This is a genomic window from Nocardioides sp. LS1, assembly GCF_003865225.1.
In the GTDB taxonomy this organism is placed as follows: domain Bacteria; phylum Actinomycetota; class Actinomycetes; order Propionibacteriales; family Nocardioidaceae; genus Nocardioides; species Nocardioides ginsengisegetis.
In genome coordinates this window covers 150,679-166,812 of the sequence record NZ_BIFF01000002.1, presented here as the reverse complement: position 1 = coordinate 166,812, position 16,134 = coordinate 150,679, and the positions used below count along the sequence as shown (strand labels likewise).

13 protein-coding genes are annotated in these 16,134 nt (G+C 72.7%); 6 read left to right on the top strand and 7 right to left on the bottom strand.

Annotated elements, in window-relative coordinates; translation table 11 throughout:
• Positions 1-26: 26 nt before the first annotated feature.
• Positions 27-509, top strand: a complete 483-nt coding sequence (locus tag EJF31_RS05520) for a histidine phosphatase family protein (protein ID WP_125036127.1) — start codon at positions 27-29, stop codon at positions 507-509.
• Between the two features lie 7 nt (positions 510-516).
• Here EJF31_RS05520 and EJF31_RS05515 read toward each other — a convergent pair whose 3' ends face one another.
• Both EJF31_RS05515 and def read right to left on the bottom strand, forming a co-directional pair.
• Complete coding sequence (locus EJF31_RS05515; protein WP_125036126.1) at positions 517-1,263, bottom strand: hypothetical protein; 747 nt, start codon at positions 1,261-1,263, stop codon at positions 517-519.
• Positions 1,264-1,279: 16 nt separating this feature from the next.
• Positions 1,280-1,891 carry a peptide deformylase gene (gene def, locus EJF31_RS05510; RefSeq protein WP_125036125.1) on the bottom strand — a complete coding sequence of 204 codons (612 nt, stop codon included), beginning with the start codon at positions 1,889-1,891 and terminating at the stop codon, positions 1,280-1,282.
• Positions 1,892-2,027: 136 nt separating this feature from the next.
• Here def and EJF31_RS05505 point away from each other — a divergent pair, with 136 nt between their 5' ends.
• The gene (locus EJF31_RS05505) at positions 2,028-3,392 is read left to right on the top strand and encodes an acyl-CoA dehydrogenase family protein (RefSeq protein WP_125036124.1); all 1,365 of its coding nucleotides are present in this window, start codon (positions 2,028-2,030) and stop codon (positions 3,390-3,392) included.
• Positions 3,392-4,603: an acyl-CoA dehydrogenase family protein gene (locus EJF31_RS05500; RefSeq protein ID WP_125036123.1), complete on the top strand. Its 1,212-nt coding sequence runs from the start codon at positions 3,392-3,394 to the stop codon at positions 4,601-4,603. Before EJF31_RS05505 ends, EJF31_RS05500 begins: the two co-directional genes overlap by 1 nt.
• A 4-nt stretch (positions 4,604-4,607) precedes the next feature.
• Here the strand turns inward: EJF31_RS05500 and EJF31_RS05495 are convergent, their stop codons facing one another.
• On the bottom strand, positions 4,608-6,047 hold the full coding sequence (locus tag EJF31_RS05495) for an LLM class flavin-dependent oxidoreductase (protein WP_125036122.1): 1,440 nt from the start codon (positions 6,045-6,047) through the stop codon (positions 4,608-4,610).
• A complete protein-coding gene (locus EJF31_RS05490) occupies positions 6,044-6,445 on the bottom strand; it encodes a hypothetical protein (protein ID WP_125036121.1) in 402 nt (133 codons plus the stop codon). The genes EJF31_RS05495 and EJF31_RS05490 overlap by 4 nt, the downstream gene beginning before the upstream one ends.
• A gap of 143 nt (positions 6,446-6,588) precedes the next feature.
• Here EJF31_RS05490 and EJF31_RS05485 point away from each other — a divergent pair, with 143 nt between their 5' ends.
• The gene (locus EJF31_RS05485) at positions 6,589-7,905 is read left to right on the top strand and encodes a DUF2252 domain-containing protein (RefSeq protein WP_260430642.1); all 1,317 of its coding nucleotides are present in this window, start codon (positions 6,589-6,591) and stop codon (positions 7,903-7,905) included.
• On the opposite strand, the gene galK is transcribed toward EJF31_RS05485, so the two are convergent.
• A complete protein-coding gene (gene galK / locus EJF31_RS05480; RefSeq protein ID WP_125036120.1) occupies positions 7,892-9,094 on the bottom strand; it encodes a galactokinase in 1,203 nt (400 codons plus the stop codon). The two genes, EJF31_RS05485 and galK, sit on opposite strands and share 14 nt — an antisense overlap.
• A gap of 45 nt (positions 9,095-9,139) precedes the next feature.
• Here galK and EJF31_RS05475 point away from each other — a divergent pair, with 45 nt between their 5' ends.
• Positions 9,140-10,576 (top strand): GuaB1 family IMP dehydrogenase-related protein, encoded by a 1,437-nt coding sequence (locus tag EJF31_RS05475; protein ID WP_125036119.1) that lies wholly within the window; start codon positions 9,140-9,142, stop codon positions 10,574-10,576.
• Positions 10,577-10,644: 68 nt separating this feature from the next.
• Here the strand turns inward: EJF31_RS05475 and EJF31_RS05470 are convergent, their stop codons facing one another.
• Entirely contained in the window at positions 10,645-12,378 is a 1,734-nt protein-coding gene (locus tag EJF31_RS05470) for a BCCT family transporter (RefSeq protein WP_125036118.1), read from the bottom strand.
• 211 nt (positions 12,379-12,589) lie between these two features.
• Positions 12,590-13,183 (bottom strand): LysR family substrate-binding domain-containing protein, encoded by a 594-nt coding sequence (locus tag EJF31_RS05465; RefSeq protein ID WP_125036117.1) that lies wholly within the window; start codon positions 13,181-13,183, stop codon positions 12,590-12,592.
• Positions 13,184-13,379: 196 nt separating this feature from the next.
• Here EJF31_RS05465 and EJF31_RS05460 point away from each other — a divergent pair, with 196 nt between their 5' ends.
• Positions 13,380-16,097 (top strand): PAS domain S-box protein, encoded by a 2,718-nt coding sequence (locus tag EJF31_RS05460; RefSeq protein ID WP_125036116.1) that lies wholly within the window; start codon positions 13,380-13,382, stop codon positions 16,095-16,097.
• Positions 16,098-16,134 lie beyond the last annotated feature (37 nt).

The window sequence follows — 16,134 nt, the reverse complement described above, 5'->3', positions numbered from 1 at the left end:
GCGGTGCGAGGCCCCAGAATGGGTGGATGACCGACCACACGCTGGTCCTGCTCCGGCATGCCAAGTCGGACTGGTCGGGCGACGAGGACGACCGGCACCGGCCGCTGGCCGCACGCGGGCGGCGGCAGGCCCCCGAGGCGGGGCGCTGGCTGGCGAACGGGGTCGAGCGCATCGACCTGGCGGTGGTCTCCCCGGCGGTTCGCGCGCGGAGCACGTGGGAGCTCGCGGCGGCCGAGCTGGCGACGCCACCGCCGGTGCGCCTCGAGGAGGACGTGTACGCCGCCTCCGCCGACGGGCTGCTCGACGTCGTCGCCGGCCTGCCCGAGGACCTCGCGACCGTCGTGCTGGTCGGCCACAACCCCGGCATGGAGGACCTCGTCGAACAGCTGACGGGGGAGTGGGTCGGCATGCCGACCTCGGCGCTGGCGGTCGTGGACCTGCCCGGGGCGTGGGCCGACGTGGCGCGCGTGACCGGTGTGCTGCGCGCGACGGGCCGCCCGCCGTCCTGATCCGGGCTCAGCCCGCGAGCGCCGCCAGGTCACCGACCAGCGCGATCGCCCCGCTGACCGGGAAGACCATGAAGAGCGCCCGGACCGACGTGGCGCCGATCCGCGACTCGAGCAGCCGGGGCTGCACGGTCAGGCGCAGGCAGACGACCGCGACGAGCACCACCGCGACGAAGGCCGCGATGCCCAGCGCCGGCGGGAACGGCAGGAAGCACAGGAGCGGGAGGATCCAGCGCCAGTGACCCGTGGGCCGGTGCCGGTCCACCCAGGCGAGGGTCACCGGCCCCGCCAGCGCGACGAGCGCGGGGATCGCCAGGAAGACCGCGACCGCCAAGGCCTGCGGGGTGAGGACATGGAAGTCGATGCCGTCGTCGTGGATCAGCATCGGCCCGACGAACAGGGCCCCCGTCACCGTCACGGTCACGAGGTGGAACCAGCGCGCGCCGATGAGCCACGGCTCGACGAGCAGCCACACCATGCAGGAGAGGTAGCCGGTCGCCACGCCGATCAGGAACAGGTTGTAGGTGCCGCCGAGGGTGAAGCGACCGATCGTGAAGTCGTCGTCGCTCTGCATCCCGACCACCGACCCGGGCGAGGTGACCCGCAGCAGGAACATGCCCAGGCGCAGGGCCGGCCCGGCGACCAGCACGCCGGTGATGGTCGCCGCCAGGACTGTGACGAGCAGGACGTCGGCGAGCTCGGCGCCGACGGTGCGGGGGGCGTCCTCGCGGTGCGCGACGAGCGTCGGGGTGCTCATCCACCCATGAAAGGGCTCAGGCCTCGACGTCGTCCATGACCCCGACGGGCCAGTCGGCGGGGTAGTCCTCGGCGGCCTTGTCGTGGGCCTTCTGGAGCCGCTTGCGGTTCTTGGTCGACACGCGGTCACCGAAGACCGTGCCGAGCGTGTGGTCGGTCTCGTGCTGCAGGCAGCGGGCCAGCAGGCCGTCGCCCGAGAACGTGACCGGCTCGCCGTCGAGGCCGGTGCCGGTGACGGTGGCGAAGTCGGGGCGCGCACACTCGACGAAGGCGCCGGGGAAGGACAGGCAGCCCTCGTCGCCGTCGTCGAGGTGCCGGTCCTTGCCCTCGGGCAGGGTCAGCACCGGGTTGCAGACGACGCCGACCGTGCGCTCGCCGGACTCGTCGGGGCAGTCGAAGACGAAGACCGCCTGGTCGACGCCGATCTGGCAGGCGGCGAGCCCGACCCCGTCCGCGGCGTACATCGTGGCGACCATGTCGGCGACCAGCGCGCGCAGCTCGGCGTCGTACGACGTGACCAGCTGCTGCGGCCGGTGCATGACCGGGGTGCCCCAGCGGGTCATCGGGCGGACGGTGCCGCCCTCGGGGAGGGGTCCGTGGGGGGCGTGCGGCTGGTCGTCGTCGGACATGGCGGCGATCCTAGGTCTCGACAGGCTCGACCGCCGAACGGAGGGCCCCGGCGGCCGAATGTCTCGCAGGACCGTGTGACCCGGGCCACGGCAGGCGCCTGTAGCGCAATGTGTAACTCGGAGTTACATTGAAGGCATGTCCCTGACCAAGAGCCTCAAGCCCGGAGGCAGGCACGGCCTGTCCTCGCAGGAGTCGCGCGACCCGATCGGCCTGGCCGTGGCGGCCCTCAGCCTCGTGGCGCAGAGCGACCTGATCGACCGGATCGGGCTGCGCAAGCGCACGGAGCAGGCCGTCTTCACCGTGACCCGCAACGGCTTCAAGACCATGACCGCCGCCAGCCGCACGTTCGCGCGCGGCGGCAAGAAGGACGCCCCGGGGGTCCGCGTCCCCGCGGCCACGCCGAAGGGCGTCTTCGACCTGACCCCGACCGAGGACGAGCAGATGCTCGTCGACGTCGTCACGGAGTTCGCCGACGAGGTCGTGCGGCCCGCCGCCGCCGAGGCCGACGAGACCTGCACCGCCCCCGAGGCGCTGCTCAAGGCCAGCCTCGAGATCGGCCTGCCGATCCTGGGCGTGCCGGAGTCGCTCGGCGGCATCTCCGAGGAGCGCTCCGCGATGGCCGGCACGCTGGTGGCCGAGGCGCTCGCCCGCGGCGACATGGGCCTGGCCGTCGCCACACTGGCCCCCGGCTCGGTCGCGACCGCGATCTCGCTGTGGGGCACCGAGGCCCAGCAGGCGACCTACCTGCCCGCCTTCACCGGGGACGACGTCCCGGCCGCGGCGCTCGCGCTGACCGAGCCGGCCGTGCTCTTCGACGTGCTCCAGCCGTCCACGACGGCCGTCCGCCGGGGCGACTCCTACGTCCTCAACGGCACCAAGAGCCTGGTCGTCCGGGGCGCCGAGGCCGAGCTGTTCGTCGTCGGCGCCGAGCTCGAGGGCCAGCCGGTCCTCTTCCTCGTGGAGTCCTCGACCGACGGCCTGGCCGTCGAGGGCGACCCCGCCATGGGCGTGCGAGCGGCCGGCCTGACCCGGCTGACGCTCACCGACGTCACCGTGCCGGCCGATGCCGTGCTCGGCGCGACCGACGGCTCGACCTACCTCGAGTGCGTGCGCCTCTCCCGCCTCGCCTGGTGCGCCCTCGCGGTCGGCACCGGCCAGGCCGTGCTCGACTACGTGACCCCCTACGTCAAGGAGCGCGAGGCGTTCGGCGAGCCGGTGGCGCACCGCCAGTCGGTGGCCTTCATGGTCGCCAACATCGCCATCGAGCTGCAGTCGATGCGGCTGCTGACCTACAAGGCGGCCTCCCGGGCCGCGGCCGGGAAGGACTTCTCCCGCGAGGTCGCGCTGGCCCGCAACCTGTGCGCCAGCAAGGGCATGCAGATCGGCCTCGACGGCGTCCAGCTGCTCGGTGGCCACGGCTTCGTCAAGGAGCACCCGGTCGAGCGGTGGTACCGCGACCTCCGGGCCATCGGCGTCATGGAAGGAAGCGTGCTGGTCTGATGATCAACCTCGACGATCCCAAGAAGTTCCGGCCGCTGGTCGGGCAGGCCCACCAGGTCGCGATGAACATGCTGCGGCCGATCTCGCGCAAGTACGACCGCGCCGAGCACGAGTACCCCAAGGAGCTCGACATGCTCGCCGCCATGATCGACGGGCTCTCCGAGTCCGGGGCGAGCGAGGGTGCGGGCGCCGCCGGCGTACGCCGTGAGGGGGCCGACGGCGACACGACCGTCAAGAACGGCACCAACCTCGCCTCGGTCATGTCGATCGCGGAGATGTGCTGGGGTGACGTCGGCCTGCTCCTCTCGATGCCGCGCCAGGGCCTGGGCAACTCCGCCATCGCCTCGGTCGCCGACGACGAGCAGCTGGCGCGCTTCGACGGCGTGTGGGCCGGCATGGCGATCACCGAGCCCGGCACCGGCTCGGACTCCGCCAACATCAAGACCACGGCCACGCTCGACGGCGACCACTACGTCCTCAACGGCGAGAAGATCTTCGTCACCTCCGGCGACCGCTGCGACGCCGTCGTCGTGTGGGCGACCCTGGACCGCGAGCTCGGCCGGGCCGCGATCAAGTCGTTCGTGGTGCCCAAGGGCACCGAGGGGATGCGCGTGGAACGGCTCGAGCACAAGCTCGGCATCCGCGCCTCCGACACCGCGACGATCATCTTCGACAACTGCCGCGTGCCCGCCGAGAACCTCCTCGGCTCGCCCGAGGTCGACGTCAAGCAGGGCTTCGCCGGCGCCATGGCGACCTTCGACAACACCCGCCCGCTGGTGGCCGCGATGGCCGTCGGCTGCGCCCGGGCCTCGCTCGACCTGACCCGCGAGCTGCTCGCGGACGCCGGGGTCGTCGTCGACCACGACCGTCCGGCGCAGCTGCAGTCCGCGGCGGCCGCGAAGTTCCTCCAGATGGAGGCCGACTGGGAGGCCGCGCACCTGCTGGTCCTCCAGGCCGCGTGGATGGCCGACAACCGCCAGCCCAACTCGCTGGAGGCCTCGATGGCCAAGGCGAAGGCCGGCCGGGTCGGCTCGGACATCACGCTGTCGTGCGTGGAGCTGGCCGGCTCGATCGGCTACAGCGAGGCCGAGCTGCTGGAGAAGTGGGCGCGCGACTCCAAGATCCTCGACATCTTCGAGGGCACCCAGCAGATCCAGCAGCTGATCGTGGCCCGCCGGATCCTGGGCCTCTCGAGCGCCGAGCTGAAGTAGGTCCCTACCTCGCGAGGGGCGCGAGCCGCCCGACGTCCTCCGGGCCGTCGAGGTCGGCGAGCGCCACGAACACCGTGTCGACACCCCGGTCGGCCAGCGCCCCGTAACGGTCGCGCTGCGCGGCCGGGGTGCCGGCGTGGGTGCGCCGGGCGTACGCCGCCGCTGCGGTGCGGCCGCGCAGCCGTTCCACCCGCGCCCAGGCGTCGTCGCGGTCGCGGCCGATGACGGGCAGGTCCAGGACGGTCACCTTCACGTCCGTGCCGCTCACGGCCTGCATTGCCTTGTCGACGAGCTCGGTGCGGACGTTGACCGCGTCGCCCAGCCGCGCCCCGATCCGCAACATCCGGTCACCGCTCCCGCCGACGATCACCGGGATGTCGTGCGCGGGCCGCGGGTAGCTGGTCGTCTCGGGCAGGCTGACCCGCTCGCCGGCGTACGCCTTGGTGCCGGAGCCCCACAGGGCCCGCATCGTCTCGACGGCCGCCTCGACCGCGTCGACCCGCTCGCGGGCTGGCGGGAACGGGATCCCGAAGCCGGCGTGCTCGCGGTCCCACCAGCCGGCGCCCAGCCCGACGAAGGCCCGGCCGCCGCTGAGCACGTCGAGCGTGGCGGCGTGCTTGGCGATGATCCCCGCGGGTCGGAAGCTCACGGGCGTCACGAGCGTGCCGAGGTCGAGGCCCGTGCCGAGCCCGGCGAGCATCCCGAGGGTCACCCACGGCTCGGGGATCGGGTCCCACGCGCGGCCGACCTGGGGGATCTGCACCAGGTGGTCCATCAGGGCGATCCCGGCCAGTCCGGCGTCGTCGGCGGCCCGGGCGATGCCGGTCAACCAGGCGGTCGGGTCCTCGCCCCACGGGAAGCGGGAGACCTGCAGCACGATCCGCAGCCCCTGCGAGCTCCGCCGCCCCTCCTCCGATCCCCGCGGCGTGTGCCCCACGACGCGCCTCGCCGCGTCCTCGGGCACACGGGGCTCGTCCCGGGAGACGACATGGACGACGTCCCAGCCCTCGGTCTCCAGCGAGCGGCGTACGACGGGCACCCGCTTGAGCTGTCCGGCCAGAGCGGGTGCCGGCACCGGCCGCTCCCGGGCGGCGTTGCGGCGCCGGCACTCGGGCGCCGGGGTGTCGTGCACGACGGCGACCGCGGGCAGCCCGGCCGAGCGGGCGGCGGCCAGCCAGCGCGAACGCCGGGCGTCGTCGAGGCCGAGGGTGTCGACGACGGTCGTGAGGCCGCGACCCAGCCGCGCGTCGACGATCCGCTCGAGCAGCGCGAAGGCGTCGTCGGAGGCGTCGAGGTCGTGCGGGCCGCTGCCGACGATCCCGCGCAGGGTGTCGGAGGAGACGACCTCCTCGGCCCGGTAGCGCGCCGCCGCCCACGTCGACTTGCCGGAGCCGGCGGCGCCGACCAGGACGACCAGCGCGGGGTCGGGGAGCCGGGTCGTCACTCGCCGGCGGAGGGCTTCCGGGGCGGGAGCTTGGCGCCGGGGGCCGCCTTCTTGACCGGGGCACGTCGCGGCGCGGCGGCCTGCTGGAGGGCCTTCTGCTCGGGGGTCTGCTTCGCCACGCGGGGGGCGACGCGGGCCGGGTTGGGAACTGTCTCGACAGGTGGCGCGGCGGGGGCCTCGGCCTCGGCGGGGGCCTCCGGTGTCGGCGCGCGGGGCGCTGGGACCGTGGCGTGCCCGCGCCGCTCCTGGAGCCTGGTGCTCACCTGCCCGACGACGACCCTGCCCAGGGCGACGGTCCCGCGGGCCTGGGCCACCACGGTCTCGGCGGTGCTGCGGGGGTCCTTCCACGCGCCGACCGCGAGGTTCTTGATCCTGCCGAGCGGGTTCTGGTGAGCCACGCGACTTCCCTTCGATGACGGTGTCATGGGTCTGGGTCGATGGGTCTGGGTCGATCCCTCGATTCAAGCACGAACGGGCGGGTGCCGGATCGGCACCCGCGACCGGATGAGTACGTCGACCCCTGCGTGGGCAGACTGGCGGGGTGCCCACCACCAAGAAGGACCGCACCGACCTGATCGTCTCCGTCCTCGACGACGCGTTCGCCCCCCTGATGGCCGCCGACCCGGTGGCGTTCCGGGGGAAGTACCGCAAGATGGCCGCCGACCCGCACGCGTTCTACCGCGGGACGGCCTGCCTGTTCTACGCCGACCGGGCCGCCGCCGAGGACCCCTACGTCGACGACGAGAGCGGCCGGATCTGGGTGCACGGCGACCTGCACGTCGAGAACTTCGGCACCTACCTCAACTCCGACGGTCGTCTGGTCTTCGACGTCAACGACTTCGACGAGGCCTACCTGGGTCGCTTCACGTGGGACCTCCAGCGCTTCGCCGCCTCCCTGGCCCTGGTCGGCTGGCAGAAGGCGCTCCCGGAGGACGACGTCCGCTCCCTGATCGGGCGCTACGTCCGGGCCTACCTCTCCCAGGTGGACGACTACCGGCGCAGCGAGGACGACGACGACTTCGCGCTGCACCTCGACAACACCACCGGCCCGGTCCAGGCCGCCCTCGTGGCCGCACGGCTGCGCCGGCGCGCGGACCTGCTGGACGCCAGCACGGTGCTGGTCGACGGGTCCCGGATGCTGCGCGAGGACTCGTCCGTGCGCCGGCTCGGCAAGCGCGAGCGCGCGAAGGTCGTCGCCGCGTTCGAGGGCTACCTCGAGACCATCCCCGAGGACAAGCGCTTCGACCGCCGCCTGTTCTACGACCTGCGCGACGTGGCGGGGAAGTCCGGCTTCGGGATCGGCAGCGCCGGGCTCCCGGCGTACAACCTGCTCGTCGAGGGCTACAGCCAGGCGCTGGACAACGACGTGCTCTTGTCCATGAAGCAGGCGAATGTGCCGGCCGTCAGTCGCTTCGTCGACACCGGCGAGGTGGAGAAGTACTTCGACCACGAGGGGCACCGCACCGTGGTCAGCCAGCGGGCGCTGCAGGTGCACACCGACCCGCTCCTGGGCTACACCGAGCTCGACGGGGTCGGGTACGTCGTCGCGGAGGTCTCGCCCTACGAGGTGGACCTCGACTGGTCCGACCTGACCGAGCCCGACGAGATCGCCGACGTGGTGGGTCTCCTCGGGCGCGCCACCGCCAAGATCCACTGCGCCTCCGACGAGGACAGCGACCAGGACCTCGTCGACTTCCAGGTCGAGGAGGCGATCGCGCGCAGCGTCGAGCGTCGGCGCAGGGAGTTCACGGCCTGGATCACCGACTTCGGGATGGAGTACGCCGTGCAGGTCCGTGAGGACCACGACCGCTTCGTCTCGGCCTTCCGCGAGGGGCGGATCGGGGTCAGCTCGACCTAGAGAGTCCGTTCTCGGTGACCACGTCGGCGGCCGCCGACGGTTCGCCGAGCAGGTGGTTGGGCGGCCGGAAGCCGGCCGCGATGAAGGCCGCGTCGATCGCCCCGGCCACGCCGTCGATCCGGTCCAGCGGCACCAGCGCGATCGCGGAGCCGCCGAAGCCGCCGCCGGTCATCCGCGCGCCGATGGCGCCCGCGCCCAGCGCGGTCTCGACCGCCAGGTCGAGCTCGGCGCAGGAGATCTCGAAGTCGTCGCGCATCGACACGTGCGAGGCCAGGAACAGCGACCCGACGCTGAGCCAGTCGCCGGCCCGGATCGCCTCGACCGTCTCGGCCACGCGGTCGATCTCGGTGACGATGTGCCGGGCCCGCCGGCGTACGCGGTCGTTGGTGAGCTGCGACTCGACCTCGGCGATGCCGGCGTGCCGCAACGAGGCGACACCCAGCGCGGCCGCCGCGGCCTCGCAGTCGGCACGCCGGGCGGCGTAGCCACCGTCGGTGAGGGCGTGCGAGACGCGGGTGTCGGTGACCAGTACGGCCAGGCCGTGCTCGGGCAGCCGGAGCGCCACCGGCCCGGCGGTCTGCAGGTCGAAGTCGATCAGCAGGGCGGCGTTGGGCTCGGCGAGCATCGACACCGTCTGGTCCATGCCGCCCGTGGGGGCGCCGGCGACCTCGGTCTCGGCCCGGATGCACGCCTCGATCAGGGTCCGGCGGCCCGCCTGGGTGAGGTCCTTGCCGAGCAGGGTGGCCAGCGCGACGGCGAAGGAGCACTCGAGCGCGGCCGAGCTGGACAGCCCCGCGCCCAGCGGGACGGTGCCGTCGACGTAGACGTCGACGCCGGGGGTCTGCCAGCCGGCCTCCCGCAGCGCCCACAGGACGCCCGCGACGTAGGCCGCCCAGCCGTCGGTCTGTCCCGGACCGATGGTGTCGAGGGTGGCCACCCAGGGCTGCGGCTTCTGCCGGCTGCCGATCCGGACCCGGTCGTCCTCGCGCAGGGCGACCGCCGCGTAGGTGGCGTGGGGCAGCGCCAGCGGCAGCACGAGCCCGGCGTTGTAGTCGGTGTGCTCACCGATCAGGTTGACCCGGCCGGGGGCGCGGCCCACGACGGCGGCGGGGGCGCCGTACGACGCCGCGAAGCCCTCGCGGACGGCGGCGGCGAGCTGGCCGGGGGCGCCCGGCTCGACGAATGTCACGGCGACCACCCTAGGGGTATCGGGGCTGCCGTAGATTTCTGCGACGTGCACTTCCTCCACGACGCCATCCCGCCGCACGACCTGACCTACGACGACGTGTTCATGGTCCCGCGGCACTCCGCGATCGCCAGCCGCTACGACGTCGACCTCGCGACGTCCGACGGCACCGGCGCCACCCTGCCGCTGGTGGTCGCCAACATGACAGCGATCGCGGGCAAGCGGATGGCCGAGACGGTGGCCCGACGCGGTGGCATCACGGTGATCCCGCAGGACATCCCGATCCCCGTGGTCGCCGACGTGGTCCGCTTCGTGAAGTCCCGGCACACCGTCTTCGACACCCCCATCGAGCTGACCCCGCACCAGACGGTGGCCGAGGCGTTGTCGTTGATCCCCAAGCGGTCCCACCGGGCCGCGGTGGTCGTGCGCGACGGTCGTCCGGTGGGGGTGGTGTCCGAGGCCGACTGCGTCGAGGTGGACCGCTTCGCGCAGGTCGAGCAGGTGATGAACCCGGCGCCCGTGACGATCCAGGCCGACGCCGACCCGCGGCAGGTCTTCGAGGCGATGGACGTCGCCCGGGCGCAGGTCGCGGTGGCGGTCGACGGCACGGGCCGCCTCGTGGGCGTCCTGACCCGCACGGGCGCCCTCCGGGCCACGCTCTACAGCCCGGCCGTCGACGCCCGCGGCGGGCTCCGGATCGCCGCGGCCGTCGGGGTGAACGGTGACGTGGCGCAGAAGGCCGCGGACCTGCTCGAGGCCGGGGTGGACTGCCTGGTCGTCGACACGGCCCACGGCCACCAGGACCGCATGCTCGAGGCACTGGCGGCGGTGCGGGCGCTCGACCCGCAGGTGCCCGTGGCGGCCGGCAACGTGGTCTCCGCCGAGGGCACCCGGGCGCTCATCGACGCCGGTGCCGACATCGTCAAGGTGGGCGTCGGCCCGGGCGCCATGTGCACCACCCGGATGATGACCGGCGTGGGCCGGCCCCAGTTCTCCGCGGTGCTCGAGTGCGCCGCCACGGCCCGCGAGCTCGGCCGGCACGTCTGGGCCGACGGGGGAGTGCGGCACCCGCGCGACGTGGCCCTGGCCCTCGCGGCCGGCGCCTCCAGCGTGATGATCGGGTCGTGGTTCGCCGGCACCCACGAGTCCCCGGGCGACCTGCTCCAGGACAGCAACGGCCGGTCCTACAAGGTCTCCTTCGGCATGGCCTCCGCACGCGCGGTGGCCAACCGGACGTCGACGGAGTCGGCCTACGACCGGGCCCGCAAGGGGCTCTACGAGGAGGGCATCTCCTCCTCGCGGATGTACCTCGACCCGGCGCGCCCCGGCGTGGAGGACCTCATCGACGAGATCTGCTCGGGTGTCCGGTCGGCCTGCACGTACGCCGGGGCCGCGACGCTCGAGGAGTTCCACGAGCGGACGGTGGTCGGCGTCCAGTCCGCCGCGGGCTTCCACGAAGGAAGGCCGCTCGCCACCAGCTGGTGACGAGCGGCCCTCGGGTCGTTCTGTGCTCGGTGGCCGAGCCTGCGCTCGGTGGTCGAGCTTGTCGAGACCTACTCGGGCTTGGCCTCCGGGTCGCGCTCGACCGAGAGGACGAAGTCGTCCCCATGCTCGGTCACGCCCGCCACCACGGCCGCCTCGACGGCCTCGGCGGCGTACTTCTGGCGCACCATGAGCGGGTCGTTGCGCAGGTCCTTGACCAGCGCGACGGCCAGGCCGACCATCACCAGCACGAACGGCAGGGCCGCCACGATGGTGATCGTCTGGAGGCCGGACAGCGCGTCGGTGCCGCCCACCAGGAGCATCACGGCGGCGACCGCACCGGTCGCGACGCCCCAGAAGATGACGGTCGGCTTCGACGGCTCGATGGTGCCGCGCTCGGAGAGCGTGCCCATCACGATCGAGGCCGCGTCGGCGCCGGAGACGAAGAAGATCGCGACCAGGATCATCACGATGACGCTCGCCGCGGTCGCGAGCGGGTAGGCCTGCAGCGTGGAGAACAGCTGCGTCTCGACGCCACCGGCGCCGGCGATGTCGGTGCCGGTCTGCTGCAGCTTGATGGCCGCGCCACCGAAGATGCAGAACCAGACGAGGCTCACCAGGCTCGGGACGAGCAGCACGCCACTGACGAACTGGCGGATCGTGCGGCCCCGCGAGATGCGGGCGATGAACATGCCGACGAACGGCGTCCACGACAGCCACCAGGCCCAGTAGAAGACGGTCCAGCTCTGCAGCCAGGCGTTGGTCTTGGCGCCCTCGGCGCCGGTGCGCGACGACATCATCGCGAGGTCGCCGAGGTAGGAGCCGAGCGAGGTCGGGACGAGATTCAGGATGAAGATCGTCGGGCCGACGACGAAGACGAACACGGCCAGCGCGATGGCCAGCACCATGTTGATGTTGGACAGCCACTGGATGCCCTTGGCGACACCGGAGACGGCCGAGAGCACGAAGGCCACGGTCAGGATCGCGATGATGCCGACGAGGACGCCGTTGCCGGTGGCGCTCCAGCCGCTGACGATGTGCAGGCCCGAGCGGATCTGCAGCGCGCCGAGGCCGAGCGAGGCGGCCGAGCCGAAGAGCGTCGCGAAGATCGCGAGCATGTCGATGACCTTGCCCCACGGGCCGTTGGCGTGCTTGCCGAGGAGCGGCTCGAAGGCGGCCGAGATCAGCTGGAGGCGGCCCTTGCGGTAGACGCCGTAGGCGATCGCGAGGCCGACGACGGCGTAGATCGCCCACGGATGCAGGGTCCAGTGGAAGAGCGTGGTGGCCATCGCGTGCTGGACGGCCTCGGGGTTGCCCGCCTCGCCGGTGCCCGGGGGCGGCGTGGCGAAGTGGGTGATCGGCTCGCTCACGCCGTAGAACATCAGGCCGATGCCCATGCCGGCGCTGAACATCATGGAGACCCAGGAGACGGTCTTGAACTCCGGCTCCTCGTCGTCGCGGCCGAGCTTGATGTTCCCGAACCGGCTCAGCGCGAGCCACAGCACGAACACCACGAAGGCGCTCGACGTGGTCACGAACAGCCAGCCGGTGTTGGCCATCGTCCAGGCAAGGGAGTCGCCGGAGACCGACGCGAGCGAGTCGGTGCTCAGGAAGCCCCAGACGAGGAACGCCACGGCGATGGCGGCCGAGACGCCGAAGACGACCTTGTCGAGTCCGGCACGCGTGTGGCCGGCCTCCTCGACGGGGACGTCGAGGGCGGGGTGCAGGTCGTCGACCTCACCCGGGCCGGGTGCAGCGGCCGGGGAGGTCGTGGAAGTGGGCGGTGTGGACTGGTCTGTCGTCACGTCAGTCGGAGCCCGTCGGGGCCCCGCCTCCTTCGTTGCGGTCGATTCGGGGGTCTTCGACCGTCTCAACAGGGGTACCTGAAGGCAAACTGAGAGTACGGTCGACCCCGATCGTTCCCGGGTCGTTGCAGGTCACACGCAGGTTCGGCGTGATGGTGATCTCCCGCACTGTGATCCGGACCGCAGTCCGGCCGGTGGTTCCCAGGAGGGCTCAGCCGCGCGAGCTGCGCTCCGTGCGGCCGCGGACGATGCCGATGAAGGTCTGGCAGCGCGGGTCGTCGTTGTCGACGAGCCAGGCGAGGCCGACCTTGGTGGCCGGCAGGTCGTGGACGGGGCGGTAGGTGGTGTCCTTGCGCTGGTGCAACCGGGCCACCGACATGGGCACGATCAGCACGCCCGTGCCGGAGGCGACCACCTCGACCGCATCGGCCACGGACATCGGCGGCCAGTCGAGCTGGGGGACGTCCGGCGTCCAGCCCGAGACGTGCGGCAGGACCAGCTGCTCGTCGGCCAGGTCCTCCACCGACACCTCCTCGACGACCGTCGCGAGGTGCTCCTTGCCGACGACCACGACCGGCAGCTCGTCGTACAGGGGGATGCAGTGCAACCCGGTGCGGTCGACCGGCAGGCGGACCAGGCACATGTCGAGCGCGCCGCTGCGCAGCCCGTCCTCCTGCGTCCCCTCCTCCACGGGGACCAGCTCCAGCGGGTCGCGGGGGTGCCGCTGGCGCCAGACCCCGGCCCACTTGTCGGGGGTCGCCCCGGTGACGAAGCCGACGCGGAACGGGGCAGTCTGCTCGGGCACGCGCTCAGGCTAGACGGCCGTGCCGGGACTCGCGGCCCCGGTGCACGTGTGACACGGCCCGCGTGCCCTAGGCTCCCGCCGTCAGATCTCCGACTGGACTTGATGGGACCAGTTCGTCAGGTCGTCCGACCCACGACGTGACCGTGGGGTACAAAGGGGTCCAACCCACCGCTGACGGGCTCGGAGGGAGTCTGAGGTGACGCATCAACACAGCTCGGACGACCTCGTCGAGGCGTTGGCGGACGCCGTGGTCGTCGTGGCCACCGACGGGACCGTCGTGCGGGTCAACGCGGCCGCGGAGCGCATGTTCGGACACGAGCGGAGCGACCTGGTCGGCCGCGACCACGCGGTCCTGATCCCGTCCGGTCTGACCGACAGCCTGGCCGGGATGATCGCGGACGGCGACGTCGCCCCGGGACCCCTCGGCACCGACCTCACCCTGCTCGGCCGCCACCGCGACGGCACGTCGTTCCCGGTCGAGGTGCACCTCGCGCCACTGCCCGAGCGCGGGGCGCCGATCGTCGCGACGGTCCGCGACGTCACCCACCGCCAGCTCCACGACGACGACCTGCGCAACGCCCTGTCGCTGGTGAACGCCACGCTCGAGTCCACCGCCGACGGCATCCTCGTCGTGGCCGCCGACGGCACCATCGCGGGGGCCAACTCCCAGTTCGTCGCCATGTGGGGGATCCCCGAGGAGCTGATGGCCTCCCGCGACGACGACCGGCTGCTGGGCTTCGTGCTGGACCAGCTCGTCGACCCCGAGGTCTTCGTGAGCAAGGTCCACGAGCTCTACGAGCACCCGGCCGAGGAGAGCAACGACGTCCTGGAGTTCCGCGACGGCCGGACCTTCGAGCGCTACTCACGTCCGCAGCGGGTGGACGACGAGATCGTCGGCCGGGTGTGGAGCTTCCGCGACGTCACCGTGCGGCGCGTGGCCCAGGAGCAGCGCCGCGAGGCGTTGGCGATGCTGTCCAGCGCCGACGCCCGCTTCCGCTCGTTGGTGGAGTCCTCCGACGACTCGATCGTCAGCTCCACGCCCCAGGGCGTGATCACGAGCTGGAACGCCGCCGCCGAGCGGCTCTTCGGCTACCGCAGCGACGAGGCCGTGGGCCAGCACATCGAGATGCTGGTGCGGCCCGAGCTGCGCGGCCAGGCCGAGGAGATCCAGCGGCGGGCGATGATGGCGGGGGAGACCCGGCGCAGCCTCGAGACCGAGTTCGTCCGCCGTGACCGCTCCCTGGTCCCGGTCTCGCTCACGGTCTCCCCGATCTACGACGGCGAGGCGATCACCGGGGTCTCCGCGATCATCCGTGACGTCACGGTCGCCCGGGCGCGCCAGGCCGAGCTGGAGACCGCCCAGGCCGCTGCCGAAGCGGCCTCACGCGCCAAGTCGGACTTCCTGGCCACGATGAGCCACGAGATCCGCACCCCCATGAACGGCGTCATCGGTCTCACCGGCCTGCTGCTCAACACCTCGCTCGACGAGGTCCAGCGACGCTACGCCGCCGGCGTGCGGGGCGCCGGAGAGGCACTCCTGGCGATCATCGACGACATCCTGGACTTCTCGAAGCTCGAGGCGGGCAAGGTCGACCTCGAGGAGGTCGCCTTCGGCCCGCAGCGCCTGGTCGAGGAGATCGGCGTGCTCCTCGCCAGCGCAGCTGCGGACCAGGGTCTCGAGCTCCGCACCGTCTGCGCCCCCGACGTGCCGACCGCCGTGCTCGGCGACGCCGGCCGGATCCGGCAGGTGCTGATCAACCTCGCCGGCAACGCGGTGAAGTTCACCCCGGCCGGGCACGTCGAGGTCCGCGTCGTCCGGGTGCCGGGGGACGGCGAGGACCGGCTGCGGTTCGAGGTCGAGGACACCGGCATCGGGATCGACGCCCACACCCGGGCGCGCCTGTTCGAGCCCTTCTCCCAGGCGGACGCCTCGACCACGCGCCGCTTCGGCGGCACGGGCCTGGGCCTGGCGATCTCGCGCCGGCTGGTGCACAAGATGGGCGGGGACCTGCTCGTCGACAGCGAGCCCGGTGCGGGCAGCACGTTCCGCTTCGAGCTCGAGCTCCCGGCCACGACCGTCACGGCGTCCGAGTCCCCTCATGCCGGGCGACGACCCTCGCTGGAGGAGCTCGACACGCTGGGGCCGAACCCCGTGCCGTTGCGGTCCTCGCCGGCCTCGGCCGGCTCGCGACGCGTGCTGGTCGCCGAGGACAACGCGGTCAACCAGATGGTGGCGCTCGGCCTGCTGACCGAGCTCGGGTACGACGCCGTGATCGTCTCCCACGGCCGGCACGCGCTCGAGGCCCTGGAGGGCGAGCACTTCGACGCGGTCCTGATGGACTGCCACATGCCCGAGATGGACGGGTTCGCCGCGACCCGCGAGCTGCGGCGTCGCGAGGACGGCACCCGGCGTACTCCCGTGATCGCGATGACGGCCGGCGTCCTCGACGAGGACCGGGACCGGTGCTTCGCAGCCGGGATGGACGACTTCGTCGCCAAGCCGGTCGACGTCAACCACCTGCGCGTGACGCTGCGGCGCTGGGTCGGCGCGCCCGTGCCGGCGGCCAACGTCCTGGACCCCGACCGGATCGCCTCGCTGCGGCGGATCGGGCCCGACGACGGCCTGGGCCTGCTGCGGGCGGTGGTGCCGGCGTTCATCGCGTCCTCCGCCGAGGACCTGGCGCTGCTGCGCAGCGCCGTCGCCGCCGGCGACACGGCCGCGGTGGCCGGGCACGCCCACCGGCTCAAGGGCTCGGCCGGCAACGTGGGGGCCCAGCACGTCGAGGCCGCGTGCCTGGCGATCGAGCAGCACGTCAGGGAGACCGACACCGTGCCGGACCCGGCCCGGGTCGAGCGGGTGTCGGACCGGCTGGCGGCCGCCGTCCACGAGCTCGAGGAGATCGTCGGGGGCTGACGCCCGGGCCGGCCCGTGAGGGCCGACCCGGACGGCA